12 protein-coding genes and 3 pseudogenes are annotated in these 16974 nt (G+C 60.2%); 6 read left to right on the top strand and 9 right to left on the bottom strand.

The genetic code is table 11. The annotated features are described in order from the left end of the window. Positions 1–256: 256 nt before the first annotated feature. Positions 257–2002: an Ig-like domain-containing protein gene (locus tag C7H84_RS35695; RefSeq protein WP_121863166.1), complete on the top strand. Its 1746-nt coding sequence runs from the start codon at positions 257–259 to the stop codon at positions 2000–2002. 316 nt (positions 2003–2318) lie between these two features. Here the strand turns inward: C7H84_RS35695 and C7H84_RS35690 are convergent, their stop codons facing one another. The 4 genes from C7H84_RS35690 to C7H84_RS35675 form a co-directional block, all read right to left on the bottom strand. Continuing rightward, positions 2319–2825, bottom strand: a complete 507-nt coding sequence (locus C7H84_RS35690; RefSeq protein WP_121863165.1) for a hypothetical protein — start codon at positions 2823–2825, stop codon at positions 2319–2321. Between the two features lie 135 nt (positions 2826–2960). Further along, positions 2961–4166, bottom strand: a complete 1206-nt coding sequence (locus C7H84_RS35685) for a hypothetical protein (protein WP_121863164.1) — start codon at positions 4164–4166, stop codon at positions 2961–2963. Positions 4167–4344: 178 nt separating this feature from the next. Continuing rightward, positions 4345–5337, bottom strand: coding sequence for a DNA-binding protein (locus C7H84_RS35680; protein ID WP_121863163.1), 993 nt, complete (start codon positions 5335–5337; stop codon positions 4345–4347). A gap of 193 nt (positions 5338–5530) precedes the next feature. After that, positions 5531–7957, bottom strand: a complete 2427-nt coding sequence (locus C7H84_RS35675; RefSeq protein WP_121863168.1) for a DEAD/DEAH box helicase — start codon at positions 7955–7957, stop codon at positions 5531–5533. Here C7H84_RS35675 and C7H84_RS35670 point away from each other — a divergent pair. Then, complete coding sequence (locus C7H84_RS35670) at positions 7914–9371, top strand: site-specific integrase (protein WP_240462209.1); 1458 nt, start codon at positions 7914–7916, stop codon at positions 9369–9371. The two genes, C7H84_RS35675 and C7H84_RS35670, sit on opposite strands and share 44 nt — an antisense overlap. A gap of 280 nt (positions 9372–9651) precedes the next feature. Here C7H84_RS35670 and C7H84_RS37510 read toward each other — a convergent pair. From C7H84_RS37510 to C7H84_RS37495, 4 genes and pseudogenes are all read right to left on the bottom strand, one after another. Continuing rightward, a pseudogene (locus tag C7H84_RS37510) lies at positions 9652–10577 on the bottom strand (Tn3 family transposase). Next, on the bottom strand, positions 10483–11007 hold the full coding sequence (locus C7H84_RS37505) for a hypothetical protein (protein WP_240462210.1): 525 nt from the start codon (positions 11005–11007) through the stop codon (positions 10483–10485). Before C7H84_RS37505 ends, C7H84_RS37510 begins: the two are co-directional and overlap by 95 nt. After that, positions 10976–11752: a hypothetical protein gene (locus tag C7H84_RS37500; protein ID WP_240462208.1), complete on the bottom strand. Its 777-nt coding sequence runs from the start codon at positions 11750–11752 to the stop codon at positions 10976–10978. Before C7H84_RS37500 ends, C7H84_RS37505 begins: the two co-directional genes overlap by 32 nt. 58 nt (positions 11753–11810) lie before the next feature. Beyond that, positions 11811–12374 (bottom strand): DUF4158 domain-containing protein, encoded by a 564-nt coding sequence (locus C7H84_RS37495; protein ID WP_240462207.1) that lies wholly within the window; start codon positions 12372–12374, stop codon positions 11811–11813. A 406-nt stretch (positions 12375–12780) separates the two neighbouring features. On the opposite strand from C7H84_RS37495, the gene C7H84_RS35660 reads away from it, so the two are divergent. The 4 genes and pseudogenes from C7H84_RS35660 to C7H84_RS35645 form a co-directional block, all read left to right on the top strand. Further along, positions 12781–13524: a type IV toxin-antitoxin system AbiEi family antitoxin domain-containing protein gene (locus C7H84_RS35660; RefSeq protein WP_121863167.1), complete on the top strand. Its 744-nt coding sequence runs from the start codon at positions 12781–12783 to the stop codon at positions 13522–13524. A 31-nt stretch (positions 13525–13555) separates the two neighbouring features. After that, the gene (locus C7H84_RS35655) at positions 13556–14494 is read left to right on the top strand and encodes a nucleotidyl transferase AbiEii/AbiGii toxin family protein (RefSeq protein ID WP_121863161.1); all 939 of its coding nucleotides are present in this window, start codon (positions 13556–13558) and stop codon (positions 14492–14494) included. Positions 14495–14604: 110 nt separating this feature from the next. Next, positions 14605–14958, top strand: a complete 354-nt coding sequence (locus tag C7H84_RS35650) for a transposase (protein WP_121863160.1) — start codon at positions 14605–14607, stop codon at positions 14956–14958. A gap of 1117 nt (positions 14959–16075) precedes the next feature. Beyond that, positions 16076–16354, top strand: a pseudogene (locus tag C7H84_RS35645) (IS5/IS1182 family transposase); the annotation flags it as partial. 37 nt (positions 16355–16391) lie between these two features. On the opposite strand, the pseudogene C7H84_RS35640 reads toward C7H84_RS35645, so the two are convergent. Next, positions 16392–16643 (bottom strand): annotated as a pseudogene (locus C7H84_RS35640) (transposase); the annotation flags it as partial. Between the last annotated feature and the right edge of the window lie 331 nt (positions 16644–16974).

The following is a 16974-nucleotide window of genomic DNA, read 5'->3' as shown; positions in this document are numbered from 1 at the left end:
ATCAAGATTATTGAGATTTTCGACAAACGGACGATCTTTCGAAATATTTTACAAGGTACCGCTGAGATGAATGTAAGCTCAGCTTATGTTCGGTCGTTGCAAAACGCGGCTTGAGGTAGTTGTTGTCTTCCTGTCAAGAGATACTGAGAAATAATCGATGAAGTGCTGAACGTTTTATTGGTCATTGAGAACGGAGACAATCCCGTCCTGTCGATCGCAAAGTTCGATCGGCGGGATTCAACCATATAGGTGACTTATGAGCGTGCTAGTGCGGTGGCGCAATGCGCTTGCCCTGATATTTCCGCTTTTCTTTGTCGGTCTGCTGGCATCGTGCGGTGGGGGAGACGATGGAGGCGTTGTCGGAACGCCGACAGTCAAATCCATTTCACTCGTCACCAGCACAAATCAGATCAGTAGTGGGGATACAAACAACTCGGCAAAGCTTACGGCAACGGTTACGGGTAGTAATGGCAGACCGATGCGGAATGTGTTTGTGAAGTTCAATCCAGGCGGCAATACCGTTGTGCTCCCCGGGGTGGACGTCGCGACCGACAGTAATGGGGTCGCAACGGCAACATTCACGTACGGTTCCGATAAGACGAATCGAACTGTTACTGTCACGGCTACGGCCGGGCCAGTTGCTTCGAATTCCGTTTCGATCGGCATCGTCGGTACAACGATCAGCTTGTCGGTACCTACAGGTGTCCAGCAGGGCGATAGTGCGACCGTTGTTACCACGGTGCTTGACGCGAGCGGTAATGCGGTCGAGAACATGCCGGTGACGCTTGCGTCCGCTCTTGGCAACGCCATCGCGCCGCCAAGCCAGACTACGGAAAGTGACGGAACGGCCGCTTTTGGTATTACGCCTTCTACGGCAGGCACAGATACTCTAACCGCATCCATAAACGGGGCGAAAGCGAGCGACTCTCTGACAGTTGCCGCCGCACCGACTACAACCATATCGCTTGCTTCAAGCCAGCCGTCGATCCGATCTGGGGCCAACGCGCTGACGAATCAGACCACGATCACTGCAACGGCACTTTCGAATGGCGCGCCCGTCGTAGGTGTCCTAGTCTCGTTTAGCGTGGACAGTGGCGCAATCATCTCACAGCAGGCCACTACGAACAGTAATGGTGTGGCGACCGCGGTGATCGGCTATGGCGCTGACAAGAGTAACCGTCGGATTACCGTAACGGCAATTGCAAATGGAACGACGGTAACCACGCCCGTGCAAGTGGAGGGCACATCCATTTCCATCGAAGCGTGGCCGCTCGAGGCTCCAAAAAACAGCACGCCGGCATATACAGCGTTGCTTAAGGACGCGGACGGAACGCCGATTGGCGATGCACCGTTGAGCGTGCTAGTGGCTCCTGGCGTGACGCAAGCGTCCGCCCAACAGACGGCAAATACTGGCACGGACGGAAGCTTACCCTTTACCATCAGCGCCGGCGGGTCGGCAGGTCAGTTTGGAATTGTGTTGATATACGGCAAGCAGACGGAGCGTTTCTTAGCAAGTATCGGTGATCCATTCACGAAAATCGATGCCGATGGTCACCCGCTTCCGTTCACGGCGACGAGTTGGGTCGCAGTTCGAGATAACGTCACAACAGTGGATAGCGGCCAGCATTTGTGGTGGGAAATCAAGACGGACGGCGGGCCGCGAGACACGAATAGTACTTACACGCTTGACGCAGCGAAGAGTTTCGCAACAACGATAAACGGGAGCGGAGGCTTGGCGGGAGCAGCTGACTGGAGATTGCCGAGTGTTGGGTCAGGTGAGGATTATGACGCATTACTGAAGACGTTCAGCGCGCAAGGTGGATGGCAAAACCTCCAGCAGTGGTTGCCGCTCACCCAGCAAACATACTACCGGACGTCGGCGCCGATAAACGATTCTGGAGTGGGAAAGTTCGTCGACATCACATATGGCGCAGCGGGTGATGTGATTCTGGCCGTTGATGACAATCCACAGCCTGTGCGGCTTGTCCGAACCGGGCAGTAAAACTAGTCTCAAGCTGGCGCGAGCTCCCCGAACCGCACCGGGGAGCAAACGTCACCCATCTTGACCGCGCTTCGTGCGCGGTCTTTTTTATATAGGTCGCACCATCTAGCGAGTCCTTGCGGCCAAGGCCTTCGCAAGCTCCTAGCGAAGATGTGTAACCATAAGGGTGTCTTTGATTTTGTGCGTTTCTCCCGTTACGGGGTAATCGTCCTTTCGTGCAAAATCTGATGGTTCAGCACAGAATTCCACGATAAATCAATGGCCTGCAACATGCGGATTTCGCAAACCATGTCCTTCGGATGCGAAATCTGGCGCTTCAGCCTGCTGGGCCGCCAAGACCCAAGCGTGTCCGGTAGTCGGCCAGCAGCAACAGCTGGGCGTCGACCTGAGCAGCCAGCTTCGTCCGATCCTCCGTCGCTGCACCGAGCGCCGCACGCGAGCTTTCCAGTTCCCCCGCCTGTGCGCTGACCGTCGTGCGTAGCGCGTCGCGTTCGGTTTCGGCGCGAACGTGATCGGCAAGCATCCGGTCGAGCGTCCCCTGTATCTTCTCACCATGGGGTAATCGTCCTTTTCGTGCAAAATCTGGCGCCTCAGCCTGCTGCGCCCCAGACCTGATCCAAGCGCGCCCGATAGTCAGCCAGCAGCAACTGCTGGGCGTCGACCTGCGCCGCCAGCTTCTTCCGCTCCTCCGTGTCGCTGCGCTTACCGCCGCGCGTGCGTTTTCCAGCTCTCCCGCCTGCGCACCGACCGTCGTGCGTAGCGCATCGCGTTCGGTCTCGACGCGGACACGCTCGGCAAGCATCCGGTCGAGCGTCTCCTGCATCTTCTCACCGTGTGTCCGCGCTTCGCGCAGGCTTTTGCCGGCCGCGCGGGACTCAGCGAGCAGTCGTGCGTTGTCCTTGTTCAGTTGGGTAATTTCAGATTTGCGGAAATGATTCAGCAGGTCCGGCCAAGGAGGCTACGACTTGGGTTGCCACAAATGCCCCGCTTTTTGCAGCCGGGCAAGCCAGGCTCCCCGCTTGCCGTGACTCGACATCAATTGCGCCAAGCGACGCCGGAATACGGCATCCCGCCTGACGTTTGCATACGCTTCGGCGAGATCCTGCAACTTCTGGAATGCTTGATCGTAGGCGCTGCCCGTTGTGCGCCGAAGTTGTGCATCTATGCTTGACCACGCCGTGTCTTCCTGTTCGAGAAGCGATGTGAGGTACCGCGTGCGTTCTTCCCGACGGCGGGCCTCGGCCGCCTGACGTGCTTCCTGCTCCCTTCTTTCACGGATGGCACGATGTGAGGCGACCTTTGATTCGATTTCGGATATTCGACGACGCCTTGGTAAATCCAATTGCTTTACAGTCCTTCCTTTATCCCACTTGAGAAATGCGTTTCGAAGCGTTCTCTCCGCTTCACGGCTGCGTCCTTGTAGCAGCATGCGCAGTTTCACCCGCATTTCATCAGCCGGCAACTCACGTAACCAGGGATCAAAGCGACTATCTTCGCTCCCGCTGGATACTGAGGCCAATAATGGCGGGCTGGCCTCGGCGGCGGCTGCGAGCCAATCCGCATCCAGCATCAGAAACTCGGCCAGTGCTACCTGCGCGGGCGTCAACGCCTGTAATCCCGCAGGCACCGGCGGTTCGATTTCGTCATCGCGTAATTCACCGTTCCCGAGTCGGGCAAGCCACCCAAGATAAAGCGGGCGAGCATCGCCGCCGAGCAACTCGTCGCGTACAGGCAGCAGGCGCGTCATCCACCCCGCACCATCCATCTCTTCCAAGAAGCGGGAGTGTTCGCCCGAATCATCATTGAACGACCAGTCGAGGATGCACCAGTCATCGACGTCCATGGCCTCGAATGCTTTCTCGAAATGGGAGCGCCTCTTTCGTCCAGCTTTGATGTAATCGCGGATGGTCTCCGCGTCAAACGTCCCGTGTGGCAGGCGAAGAAGCAGGCGGCAGTTCCCCCAGTTGGAAGAGTAGACGTGGGCGTCGAAATATTGCTGTACCCACTCGAGCGGGTCGCCCTTGAGGTTTCCCCAGTGATATTCGTTGACGAAGCTTGAGGCGGTGATCGTGGCCCGCGTGGAGAAACTGCGCAACTCTGCCTGCTGGGTCGCCGTAAGCGGCTGGTCGACGCATGCAAACTCGTAGTATTGGTATTCGCTCATGCCAAATTCCCGTAGCGAAGCGCATGGAAAACAAGAAGGTGAATGTGCTGGCGCACGACCCGGCGGAGCCCGGAAACTGCGGGCTGGGGCGACGCGAAAGCCAGAATGCTTCATGGCAAGCGCCGAAAGGCGTGCGCGTTGCCATTGTGAGGTCTTTTCGGCACGCGATGCGGCGCTTTCAGTCCGCCGCGCCCGCGACGCCCAGCCGCATCCGGTAGTCCACCAGGAGCTGCTGCTGCGCTTCGATCTGCGCGGCCAGCTTCGTGAGGTCTGCATCGAGCGAGTCACGAGCCTCGCGTACCTGGAGCAGCTCGGCTGCCCGCGCATCGGCTGCCGCCTGCGCTGCGTCGCGCTCGGCCTCGGCGCGCGCTCGATCGGTGAGAGCACGATTGAGGGCGGACTGCAACGCCTCGCCATGTGCCTGCTGATCGCGTGCGAGCCTGGTCGTGGCCGTCGCTTCGGCGACGAGCCGAGCGTTGTCCCGGTTCAGCTGAGTGATCTCGTTCTGCCGGACGATGGCCGTCTGGTTCGCCTGGCGTAACTCAGCCTGCACCTGCTGCACCTGCTGCTCGTGTCGGCGCATTTCCTGCTCGCGCTGCTCGCGCGCGGCCGTGCGGAAATGCTCGAGGGAATCACGCGCATGCGCGAGCTTTGCCTCGAGCGACAGGCGAAAGCCTTCCTGCTCGGCAAGACGCTCGGTCTGGTCGCGTACCTGCTGGGTGAGTCGCTCGACGTCCAGGTCGCGCTGATGCAGCGCCAGGCGAGTCCCGGCGTGCGCGTCCTGCTCCGCGGAAAGGGTGACGGTCGCGTCAGAGAGGTGCTCCCGCATCGCACCCAACTCAGCGCCGAGCTTTGCGATTTCAGACTGCGCCTGCTGGCGCTGCGCGGCCGCAGCGGCGACCTGCTGATCGACGAGGGCTTGTGCCTCCTCGTGCAGGCGAGCCGCGAGCCGGGCCACCAGATCCTGGATCGCGTCGGACAGCGCCACCGCGCGTGCCAGCGATGTGCCGTCCTCTTCCTCGAGTTCTTTCAGGTACCGGTGGATGGTGGTTTTCGAGCCCGTGTTGCCGAGCGCGATACGTATCGCGTCGATCGACGCGTGCTGCCCCTGCGCAATCAGCGAATCGCGCGCACGCTTGACGTCCACACGGGTTAGGCCGGCGCGAGCCATGGGATCTCCCTCGAATATCGTACTGTATTACATACTATGTATATACGTACCAATACATTCGGTCAAGCGTGGTGTGAAATTAGGATTTATCATATGCAATAAAGGTGGATTATCGAATGTGAGGCCCTCCAGACAGCGTCCGGGAGCCGGCATCAGTACAAAAAGAGATTGGCTGTGCGATTTCAGGCGAGCGTCAGCTGGAGTTCCTGGCCAGGCACGCACACCTGGTACCCATCGCCCGATAGCCGCGCTGGCGCTTCTCCCACATGCGCAGGAGCACCGGATGCCCGCCGTCCACGTAATCGAGCACCCGCACGCCCGTTTTACCCGCATGCTCGCGGTGAAGCCGGCCGGCGTACTGCTGCAGGGTGCCTTTCCATGCGACCGGCATAGCCAGCACCAATGTATCCAGCGCCGGGTGGTCGAAACCTTCCCCGACCAGCCTGCCCGTCGCGAGCACGACGCGGGGCGCATCACTGGCCAGCGCGTCAAGGGCCGTCAACTGGGTGGCGCGCGCTTTTCTGCCGAGCCGTCCGTGCAGCACGAACAGCGTCTGCACCGTGTCTTCCAGCATCCGCTGCAGGCTTTCGAGATGGTCCGTCCGCTCGGTGAGTACCAGCACGTTACGCCCCTGTCCGTACTGCTCGCGGACGGCCGACGCGATCATCTGCGAGCGCGCTGCATCCTGTGCGAGATGTGCGAACACCGCCTGGATCGGCGCGTCGTCTGCGACGCCCACCGCAGCAGTGAGTCTTTGCGGGAAAACCTCAAGCAGCTGCGGCGCGTTAGCTGGCTGCCGCGCCGCATGCCGGATCGGCCCGCACAGCATGAACATCACCGGTTGCTGGCTGTCGCGCCGCACCGGCGTCGCGGTCAGGCCCAACACGTAGCGCGCGTGAACAGCCTTGAGTACTGCCTCGAAGGAGTCGGCAGAGACATGGTGACATTCGTCGACGATGACTTGGCCGTAACGCCGCAACAACTCTCCGCGAGTACCATCGGGTGCCACCGACTGCAGCATCGCGACATCGATCCGGCCGGTCGCTTTCGACTTGCCGCCGCCGATCGCGCCGATCGCCCGCGGATCGAGCCCGAGAAATGACTGCAGGCGTTCGCGCCACTGCTCAAGCAGCTCCCGGCGATGCACGAGCACGAGCGTGTTGACGCCGCGCTGGGCAATCATCGCGGCCGCCGTCACGGTCTTTCCAAACGCCGTCGGCGCGTGCAGGATGCCGGTGTCGTGCCGCAGCAGATCGGCCACGGCCGTCTGCTGGTCATCGCGCAACGTACCAGCAAAAGACACGACGATCGGCTCGCCCGTGCAACGCTCGTCGCGGATGTCGCAAGTGACGTCGTTGTCGCGCAACAGCGTCATCACGTCGTCGAGGCAACCCCGCGGCAACGCGATGTGGCGCGGGCAATTTTCGGCCCGGCCAATGATGCGAGGCTTGTCCCACACGCTGAAACCGCGTGCCTGGGCTCGGTAGAACTCCGGATTCTGGAAGGCTGCGAGCCGGATGAGACGATTGAGCAGTGCCTGGGGAAGCTGTTCCTTCTCGAAATAGAGTTGGTTCGCGAGCGTTAGCGTGAGCGATGCCGGCATTGGTCCGGCCAATCGTTTCGGCAGCCCAGGCGGTGGCTTCCACGGCTCGACCTGGTCCTCTTCGGCGATGAAAGCGACATCGAGCGGATGGGCACCGCCCGTGGCACGGAAAATCACGCCCTCGATGTCGCGCCCGTCCATCATCGGGACGGCTGCCAGATACGCCCACTGGTCGGCATAGGGCTCGAAGCGCTCGTCAACAAACACACTGCATCCGCGCTCACGTGGCTGCTTCTGCAGTGGTAGCGCGATCAGGTTGCCGAAGCCGCCTTTGGGGAGCACGTCCTGGTTCGGAAAGAGCCGATCGTAAGACGACAACTCAAGCTGCCGGGTCCGGGCGCAGGTGTGGCTGATGATGGCCGCCCCCATCCGTCGTGCCTCGCGCGCGGTGACGGCCGATGAGAAGAATATCCACGCGTGCGCGCCGTTGCCCGAGCGAGAGATTTCGAGCGAAACGGGCACGCCCAACTCTTCACACGACTGCCGGAAAGCCATCGCATCTTCGCGCCAGTCTTCCTCGTCGAAATCGACGGCGAGCAGATAGCTGGTGCTGTCGGGCATCAGCGGGTAAAGGCCCACCGTATGGTCGCCGGCCAGATGCGCGTAGATGACCTGATCGTCAAGTGGCAACAGCACGCGATGCCCACAGTCCGCGCAGCGGATGCGGGGCTTGTCGCAAATTCCTGTTCGCCATTCGTTGGCGCAGGCCGGCGCATAACCCGACTTCCCGGAATTACGGCTTTCCCAACGAAGTGGATAGACATCTGTGCGGCCGCGAAACAGCCGCCGGAAGAGTTGCACTTTCTGGTCTGGCGAAAGTATAGGGGCGCTTGTGTTCCGCCCCGCTGGTGACGGTTCGCGCCGAACCGTTGGCGCGGACTTACCCGGTGCCGGCACGGTTGTCGGTAGCAAGGCGGTAAGTCGGACATTTTCAGCATGCAGGCGGACGAGCTCGGCGAGCAGCTCTTCGCGTGTGAAATTTTCCCAGCCCGCATATGACGGCTTGCCTTCGTTCATCGCTTCATCGGTCGAAACCGCATTCCCCATCTTGCAATCCGACTGGCGCACATGCTCGTTGTTGCATATCATCGTCTCCGATATTGATTCCCGATTGTACCCACGAGCCATGTCTGCCATTGATCGCTACGTCGAAGCCGCGACGCGCGAAAATACCCGTCGCAGTTACCAGTCGGCGATCCGACATTTCGAGGTTGAATGGGGTGGCTTCCTGCCGGCTAGCGCCGATGCAATTGCACGGTACCTTGCCGAGCACGCCGAAACCCTGTCGGTCAATACTCTGCGGGCGCGCCTAGCAGCACTCGCTCAGTGGCACCAGACGCAGGGTTTCGCCGATCCGACGAAAACGCCGCACGTGAGAAAGGTGCTCAAGGGGATCGCGGCACTGCATCCTGCGACCGAGAAGCGCGCCAGGCCGATGCAGCTCACGCAGCTCGAAAAACTTACCTCCTGGCTTGATGGGCAGATCGACCAGGTCACAGACGAGCGAACCCGCCTCGCGTGCGTTCGCAACCGTGCGCTGGTGCTACTTGGCTTCTGGCGTGGTTTTCGTTCGGACGAACTCAGTCGCTTACGGATCGAGCACGTGACCGTCGAGGCGGGTCGCGGCATGACGCTGTTCCTGCCGCGCACGAAAGGCGATCGCGCGCAGCTTGGCACGACGTTCAAGGCGCCCGCGCTGTCGCGGCTATGCCCTGTGGCGGCCTATGAAGCCTGGATTGGAGCCTCTGGCCTGACGGAAGGGTTCGTGTTCCGAAGCGTCGACCGCTGGGGAAACGTGAGCGACGAAGGGTTGCATGCCGGCAGCTTTGTTCCCTTGTTGCGCACGCTGTTTCGCGAGGCTGGACTACCCGCGCCCAACAGCTACAGTAGCCACTCGTTGCGGCGAGGCTTTGCGACCTGGGCCAACTCGAACGGCTGGGATCTGAAAATGCTGATGGAGTATGTTGGCTGGAAAGATGTGCGTTCGGCAATGCGTTACATCGATGCGGCCGATCCGTTCGCGCAACATCGCATCGAGTCGGCACTCACAACGCTACCGCCACCGGCACCCACGCAGCCCGCGATCACCAAACCCGCCAAAACGCAGTTGTTGGCGGACGAGATAACGGCATCATCGACGCCGCACACCCACCTGAACTTGCATTTGGTCATCGAGCGCAACAGTAAATTCGTGCGAGGCATGTCAAAGGCGCGCCGCAGGATCGAAGATTTCTGTCATTCCCTGTATGAGATGCGTTGCGTTAACCGGCAGCGCACACGATACGAGATCACTATGCCGTTTGCACACGGAGCCGAACTGGAGGCGGCGATTGAGGAACTGCTCGGCGAAACCCATTTTACCGCAGAGATGTATGACTGCATGGCAGAAGCGGTACTGCACGATCCTGTTGCAGACCGGTATTGGCGCTGATCGCGCTCGTCGACTTCATCAGACGGACGCCAGTCCGCCAACGGTACCGATACCCCGTCGTCTCTATCCGGCACGCCTCATGATCCCGTGCCTCGTTTCCAGGGTGCGGCTTCCAGCAGGACGTCGCTGTATCGGTCGATGGGAACGCTCAATGTGCCCCGGAAGTTCGCGTGCGCAAAATGCGCAGGCCCCATCCGGCGTAACCACTCGTCGTCAACCTATCGCCCCTTGTGACGCCAGTCGTTGACCGTCGCCTGCATGTGTTGCGTGTTCCAGGCGATCACGGGTTCGTCAGCAACGTCAACGAACCCGAGATCGCGACCATTTCATCACGACGTCGGCCGCGCTCGGGGGCCGCCCGGCCAGTGTAGATCGCGCGCTGAAGCCGATGAACCGAATCACCCCGATTCAGCAGCGTATGCAGCTCCCGGCGGAACGCCACGTTGCTGAAGTAATCACATAGGAAAAGCGTGCGCAGCAACTTGCCGAGCTGATCGGCGGCCCGGTGTACTGGGTCGCCCTGTGCGGCACTGCCGAACCGCTGCAGCGCGACCACCGCGTCGACGCGGCCGGACTGAATCGAGGCGACGAGCCGCAGAAATTCGTCCAAGCCGTCGCGAATTGCCTTGAGGGCGACATCGTGAGCTACAGCTGGCGCCAGCCCTTCGGAGACGACAAATGCGCGAGGCAAATACAATTTGCGCTCGGCCAAATTGCGCAGGCCAGGACACAAGTCGAAGCCGAGCAGTTTCGACACGGCCGTCCCAACGCTTGTGTACCCGTGCGTGTCGACCGAGAGTCGCAGCAGCCCGCCATCGTCTCGGTTTTCGTTATGCCGCAATACGCCTTCGATGGCCACACCCGCCTGCCGTTCGTTGAGCACGATCGGTTGGTTATAGACAATGCCATGCTGATCCAGCACGTGCGTATAGATCCGACTGCGTGGGTTCGGCGCCGCGGATCGACGCGGGCATAAAAGAGGTGCGGCGAAGTATCCAGGCTCATGGAATCGCTGGATGCATGCCGCCCCGTTCCCCACAATTCGGTAATCGGATGCGTGCGCTGGAACTCGACCACGCGCTCGTTCGTGCGCGACAGTCGGCCAGGCATCTCAAGCGCCCGCACCGCCGTCGCGATGGGCGCCAGGTCGAGTTGCGGGACCATCGCCACGACACTCGTCGCGTCGAGATCCGTTCCGTGTACGATCAGTGCCGCGTATAACGAGACCAGTTCGTTCGCATCGCGCGCGGCGCGCCAGCAGCGTTTCGCTGAAGCCGGTGTGGACATCCATCTCAATGAGCAGATCGGCTAACTGCGTGGTGCCGATCTCCTTGAACATCAAGTCGCGCGTGCGCCTCGGGATGCCTTCGGTGGGCATCGCCTCGAGCGCCGACAGATGCAATGCACCGTCGGTTCCAACCGTGACACGCCCAGCCTCGTGCGCCTCGTCGAGTGCAGACAGTCTTGCCTTCAGGTGGTTCGTCAGCCGCGTCAGGAGCGGCTCAGCCTTGTGGAACAGTCCAAGCGACGACAGAAACCGGTCGCGCTCGCATTCCCACTGCGCTGGAGGAATCAGCAGTTGATCGCGGGCAGGGAACGACAGACTATGGCTGATCCAAACCGATCCGCGTCGCAAGCCCCTTGCGCAGCCCCGTGATTGCCGAAGCCTCCAGCACCCGCATCGCCCGTACGCGATCCTCGCCCTGGACGAGGTCCCGCCAGCTCGCGCTGACCGGCACCTCGCAGCCAGCGGGCAGTTCAGTCGCACTGCGGTCGTGTAGTGTGCCGAGGAACTCGAGCTGGCGCAGACTCGGCTCAGCCTCATGGCCGGACAGTTCCAGTTCGCGTAACGGCACCAGCAGGTCGCGGATGCGATGATGATCGTCGGTTAGCGTTTCGCGGACGTTGGCTGCGTGACTCGTCGGCGGCTTGTCCGACAGGTCCTCGAGCAGCTTGCCGATCTCAGCAAGCTGTTCTTCTGCGGGACGGCTCATATCGTCGACGGGCGCCTTGATCGCAATCAGTTGCTGTCGGTACTCCACAGCAGACCGCGCCTGTTTGAGCGTCGCCCGATCGTAGGCGTGGCGGACGAGATCGGAAACGCGGCTTCCGGTTTGATAGAGCAGCGCGTCGGTCAACTCCAGCAACGTGATGTGCAGGAAGAAGATCAGCTCGATCGTGCGCGTCGACGCCGCCAGTTCACGAACCTTGGCGGTGCGCCGGGCCTGTATGCGCTGCGCATAGGCGCGTTGTTTCTCGATCGGCACCGCGTCCAGGTTCCACGTATGGGCGCCGAGCGACTTGAGGAAACGAACCTTCGAAAGCGTTTTAGTAATGGTCGAAGGGCTGTGCTGTGCCGCGCCGGTGGCGTCTTCAACCATTCGAGCACGGTCATCCCCGACGCGCCATGTTGCGTGGACAAAACCGCGTCGGCGCGCATCAGTGCTGCGGTTGCCTGGATCGTCGCGAGCAGACCGCGTTCTGCATCCCCCAGATCGATCGCCCCAGATCCCGCAGCGTTCGTTCCGCGGGGATTAACAGTCGCCGCTCGTACAGCCAGTGGTACGCATGCTGCACCAGTTCATCGAGCGCCAGCGATTCGGCAGCATCTTGCCGCATCGACGCTTCGAAGCCGGACCACTGGTCAGCGCCCATCGACGTTAGGCCGAGGTATTCGCACGCCCACACCTGATGCTCGTATTGGGTCGTGTAGCGTTGGTAGAGCGTGCGCAGCGACGCGATCGACGGTGTCGGCAGGCCGAGTCGCTCGCCGACATAGCGCAGCAGTTGCCGCGGCAGGGTCCCGACATGATCCAGCGTGTGGCCGCTGGCCTGCAGAAAGACCAGTTGGATGGCGGCGCCTGCGCGGCGATCGCGCCGGAAACGTTCATTGGGCGCGGCCACGTCACTGTCGCTCAGCGCAAAGTAACGGTCGACGTCGAACTCGGACAGTCGCACGGGCAAACGATCATGCCCCACATACCGAAATTCCAGGCCCGGCATCTGGTGCCTCCCGTCACGGTCACAATTGAAAATTGCGGACAGGTAGCTTACCGCAGATCCCGGCCGGGATTGCCGACAATAGTCAGAATCGACCGCAAAGCCTTGCTACAGAAGGCTTTGTGGCGGAACCGCCAGATTTTTGCACGAAAAGGACGATTACCCTCATATCAAATCATGACGTGCCGTGGCAAGCACATGATTTTTTATGCAGAAATACAATTTTTTCTGGAGCATTCGATGTTAGGTCATGCCCCGGCGCTCAGTTCAACTCTGCCTTCTGACCTGTAACGCGTCCAACGTGCTAGTGACTGCAAGCGGATTACGAAGCGGCCTAGGCTCATGACTTTTTGTGTGGAAATCCAAATTTCTACCATGTACACTACGAAGAATCATGTCGCAAGCACCCATGGCAAGCAAATCCCTTCAGCGCCTGATGGAAGGCACCCCGCGCGGTCAACCACTCGATCCCCAAATACTGCGGGATTGTGGTGTCAGTGCACAGCAGACTACCTATCTCGTCCAGGCAGGATGGCTCCAGCGGCTCTCGAAAGGGGCTTATTTGCTCGCAGGTGACACCCCGACCCGTGACGGCATACTGGCTTACCTGAGCCGCAAGGTCCCGGGCCTCCATGTCGGTGGCAAGACCGCCTTGGATTGGCAGGGTGTCCGACACAACGTCGGTTTTCGCGAACGAGTCGTCTTATGGGCCGAGCGTCCGTATGTGATGCCCAAATGGGTCGGTAAGCACATGTTGTACACGCTGCAGACGACGCGCCTTTTCGATACCTCGTTGCCGAGCGATGCCCACCTGTCGACCCTGCCAAATGGCGATCCTTCGGTCCTGGTTTCGGAGCCCGAGCGTGCCCTACTCGAGCTCGCGAGCGACATAGGCAAGCAGCGCGCGAAAGGCCAATCACTAGAGGAAGCGATGAACATCGTGTCGTCGTTACGCAATCTCCGTCCGAAAGTGCTTGATACACTGCTGTCCCATTGCACTCGCGTAAAAGTCGTAAAGCTCGTGCGTGATTTGGGCGAAGCGAGCGAATACCCTTGGGGGCAAGACCTTCAGCGACACGTTGATCGACTCGGGCCCGGCAAACGCTGGACGAGCAGTCGCAAGGGCGCCGCTCGACTGAACCTCAAGGCCTGACGCGATTGTCCGGCCCCGTCACCTTGGTTCAATGAACAATCAATATCTCAATACGGTTCGGCTCATGCTGTCGATCGCCCCCGAGGTGTTCGATTCACCTCATTTCGCGATGAAAGGAGGGACAGCCATCAACATGTTTGTTCAGGACCTGCCGCGACTATCCGTCGATATCGACGTGGTCATGCGCGCGCACGAACCGAACCGAGACGAAGCGCTTGCCATCATCAACGCCGAGCTTGCACGCGCGAAGACTGCAATCGAGAGGCAAGGCTATGCCGTCACGGTCGCCGGCGCCAGCGGCAAAAACAAGGGCGATGACGTGAAATTGCTCGTGTCATCATCCGATGCACAGGTAAAGGTCGAAGTGAACTATGTTTTCCGCGGCACACTGATGCCAACGGTCACGCGAAGCGTTGTGCCCCACGCCCAGGAATTGTTTCGCGTGGATCTCGAGGTTCCCACACTTGACGACGCTGAACTCTATGGCAGCAAGCTCGTTGCGGCGTTGGACCGGCAGCATCCTCGCGATATTTTCGATGTGCAGCATATGTACGACACTCTTGGAATGCGTACAGACATCGTAGACGCCTTTGTCGCCTATCTCGCGGGCCACAACCGCCCGATCCACGAGGTGCTCTTTGCGCAACCGCACCCTCTTGCCGACGAATACGAAGCAGGCTTCGTTGGAATGACCGTTGACGAAATCGGTCTGGACCAACTTGGGATGGTGCAACAGCGGCTGCACGATGAGCTTCCCTGCGCACTCACTGAAGCCCATCGCAAGTTCCTTTTGTCGCTGATACGACTTGAGCCGGAATGGTCGCTGATGCCGTATGAGCATCTGCAACAATTGCCTGCGATTCGTTGGAAAATCGAAAATTTGAAGAGACTCAAAGCCAGGGATGAAAAGCGCTTCGCAGATCAGGAAAAACTGCTCGAAGCACGCTTTCTATCCATTGGTCCGAGATAAGAAATATCACGAAGCTCTCAACAACGCTCTGACTCTGTCGGTTCATCGCCATACGTTCGAAAGCCTGATGTCGATATCCATTTCCGGCGCGGTGGAGATGACCCGCTTTCGTGGACACGATCTATCCTGTCAAGAAGGAGGTGCGGATCATGTCCAAATACCGAGCGCCCTATGCACCGGAATTTCGGCAACAGATCGTTGACCTGGTACACGCCGGGCGTCGCCCCGAAGAACTGGCCAAAGAGTTCGGTCCGAGCACGCCGACTATCTACGGCTGGGTTGCCCAGGCCGATCGTGACGCTGGCACACGACACGACGGATTGACCTCGGCTGAACGCGAGGAACTTTCGCGTCTGCGCCGCGAGAACCGCCAGCTCAAGCTTGAGCGCGAGATCTTGGCAAAAGCCGCGGCCTGGTTCGCGAGGGAGACCGGAACGCTGCCCGACAAGGGTTCGAGTTCATGAAAGCGAATCAGGCCACCTGGCCTATTGCGACGATGGCACGGCTGCTGAGGGTCTCTGCCAGCGGCTTCTACGCCTGGCGTCAACGCGTGCCCTCGGCGCATGCTTGCAGTGATGCCGATCTGTCAGCCCGCATCCGCAGACGTAGATGGCATACGAGAAACGCGAACACTCGTTTGTCGCGACGATCATTTCCTTTCATCCTCCCAGCGAGTCCGGCCCTCATCGTCGGGATCCGTTCCAGGACGTGCCTCATGTGGCACCCCGCGCTTTCTTCGCGACAACGCATCTACACAGCCGCAACGGCCGACGAACACTGATGCGATGTAGGCAAGCTCAGGTGAGCGAGCGCAATTTCCTAAGAGACGGTTTCAAGTGCGACACGTGTCGCCGTCCGCCGGACGTAAATCGGCAACGTAGTGGATGGCAAAGCTCTTCTCTACCTTGTCACATTCAGCAACCTGAACACCGGAGATTGAAGCTGTGACCTGCTGTACGACCAGCAGTTGCCTACCCGGACGTGCGCGACTGGTGACGGTCGGGTTCGAAGCTCCGGGGACAACGCACCCTCCCTGTGGGCGGCTCACCCGGGCGATCGGGCAGGGATCGACACTGCCAGCAGCCGTGCGGTGTGGGGGCCAGGCAAGTTCCGCATGCACAACGGACGTGAACTGTCGACAGAATCCTCGTTAGTCTCGAAGAGCCAAAGCTGCTGAAAGGCTCTGACCAAAATGGTAAATGGCCGGTTGCATCCCTTTGAAATGGATACACGTCGTCGAGGTGCCATCGGGGAATAGACAGGTGCTAAACGGATAGGCCCAGGAATGTTCGGGTCGGTAGAGTGGGGAACGTGGTAAGCCCGATTTCCCGCCGCAACATGCGGCAGGTGACTCGTGAGGGGAGCTGTTGGGAAAGCGGGTATGAGAACGTGGAAAAAGCGAACGGCGGGCTGTAATAGCTCGCATACGGGTTCAAGATTTGCCCGGACCTGAAAGGGTGCAGACTTCCGCGTAGTGCAGTTGTCGCAAGCCCGCATTTGAGATTCGACGAGGGGGCAGCTTGTGAGTGACCGGTTTCACTACGGTTCAGCACCCTCTCGCCTGAGCCATCAGGTGAATCAGTAAAGGTCTACCACCCGGGCTTGCGACGCGGTATCACGCGCGGCCTGCGAGCAATGATCCGGCGTCGCAGCGCGATCGAGCCAGCCATCGGGCACATGAAGGCCGACGGCAAGCTCGATCGAAATTGGCTCAAGGGTACGCTGGGCGATGCGATTCATGCGGTGCTGTGCGGCGCCGGTCACAACCTGCGGATGATCCTGCGCAAGCTGCGGCTTTTTTACACCCTGATTCTCGTCGCTTTGCTCAGCTTCCAAACCGCTGCACAGTCGGCGGCGTAGCTTCATCTGCGCGACAAAACGAATTGTTCAGGGCCGACTCGATACCTCGATTGCGCAGCAACGCGCGTCGATGTCGCTCGGAGTCGTAACCGCGATCGGCGTAGACCGCTCTCGGTCTCTGCAGTGAGTGGCCGCGCAGGCCGCGAATCGATGGAATCGCGTCGATCAGCGGCAGCAACTGCGTAACATCGTTGACGTTCGCGCCAGTCAGGATCGCTGCGAGAGGTGTGCCGTTGGCGTCGGTGACGATGTGGTGCTTGGAGCCGGGTCGGGGGCGATCGATAGGGCTGACGGCATGGTGGTGGCGGACCACGTGTATGCAATGGCCGCCCACGGCGACATCGCCGCGCTTGAATTGATCAAGAACGCCCGTAAGGTGCCTGGTGCTTGTAGCGATCCCAGTCTTCACGCGCAACGTGCTCACCTCGCTTGAGTACCAGTTCGCGCGCGATGCGTTGCCGGCGACCTACGTTGGACAGTTGGAGGGGCCGAGCGCGAGCGCGCCATCAAGCGGGCTACAGCATTACGTCGATCGTTGCCGGGTCGATCATCGGTAGCAAGGATCATGGCATCTTCTCATTTGTAAAACGGGTCAGATTCTAAGAGGCCAGTTCAAAAAG

This window comes from Burkholderia sp. Nafp2/4-1b, assembly GCF_003635165.1.
Taxonomy (GTDB): domain Bacteria; phylum Pseudomonadota; class Gammaproteobacteria; order Burkholderiales; family Burkholderiaceae; genus Burkholderia.
The sequence above is the reverse complement of the archived record's forward strand: the minus strand, read 5'-3'. Positions and strand labels throughout refer to the sequence as shown.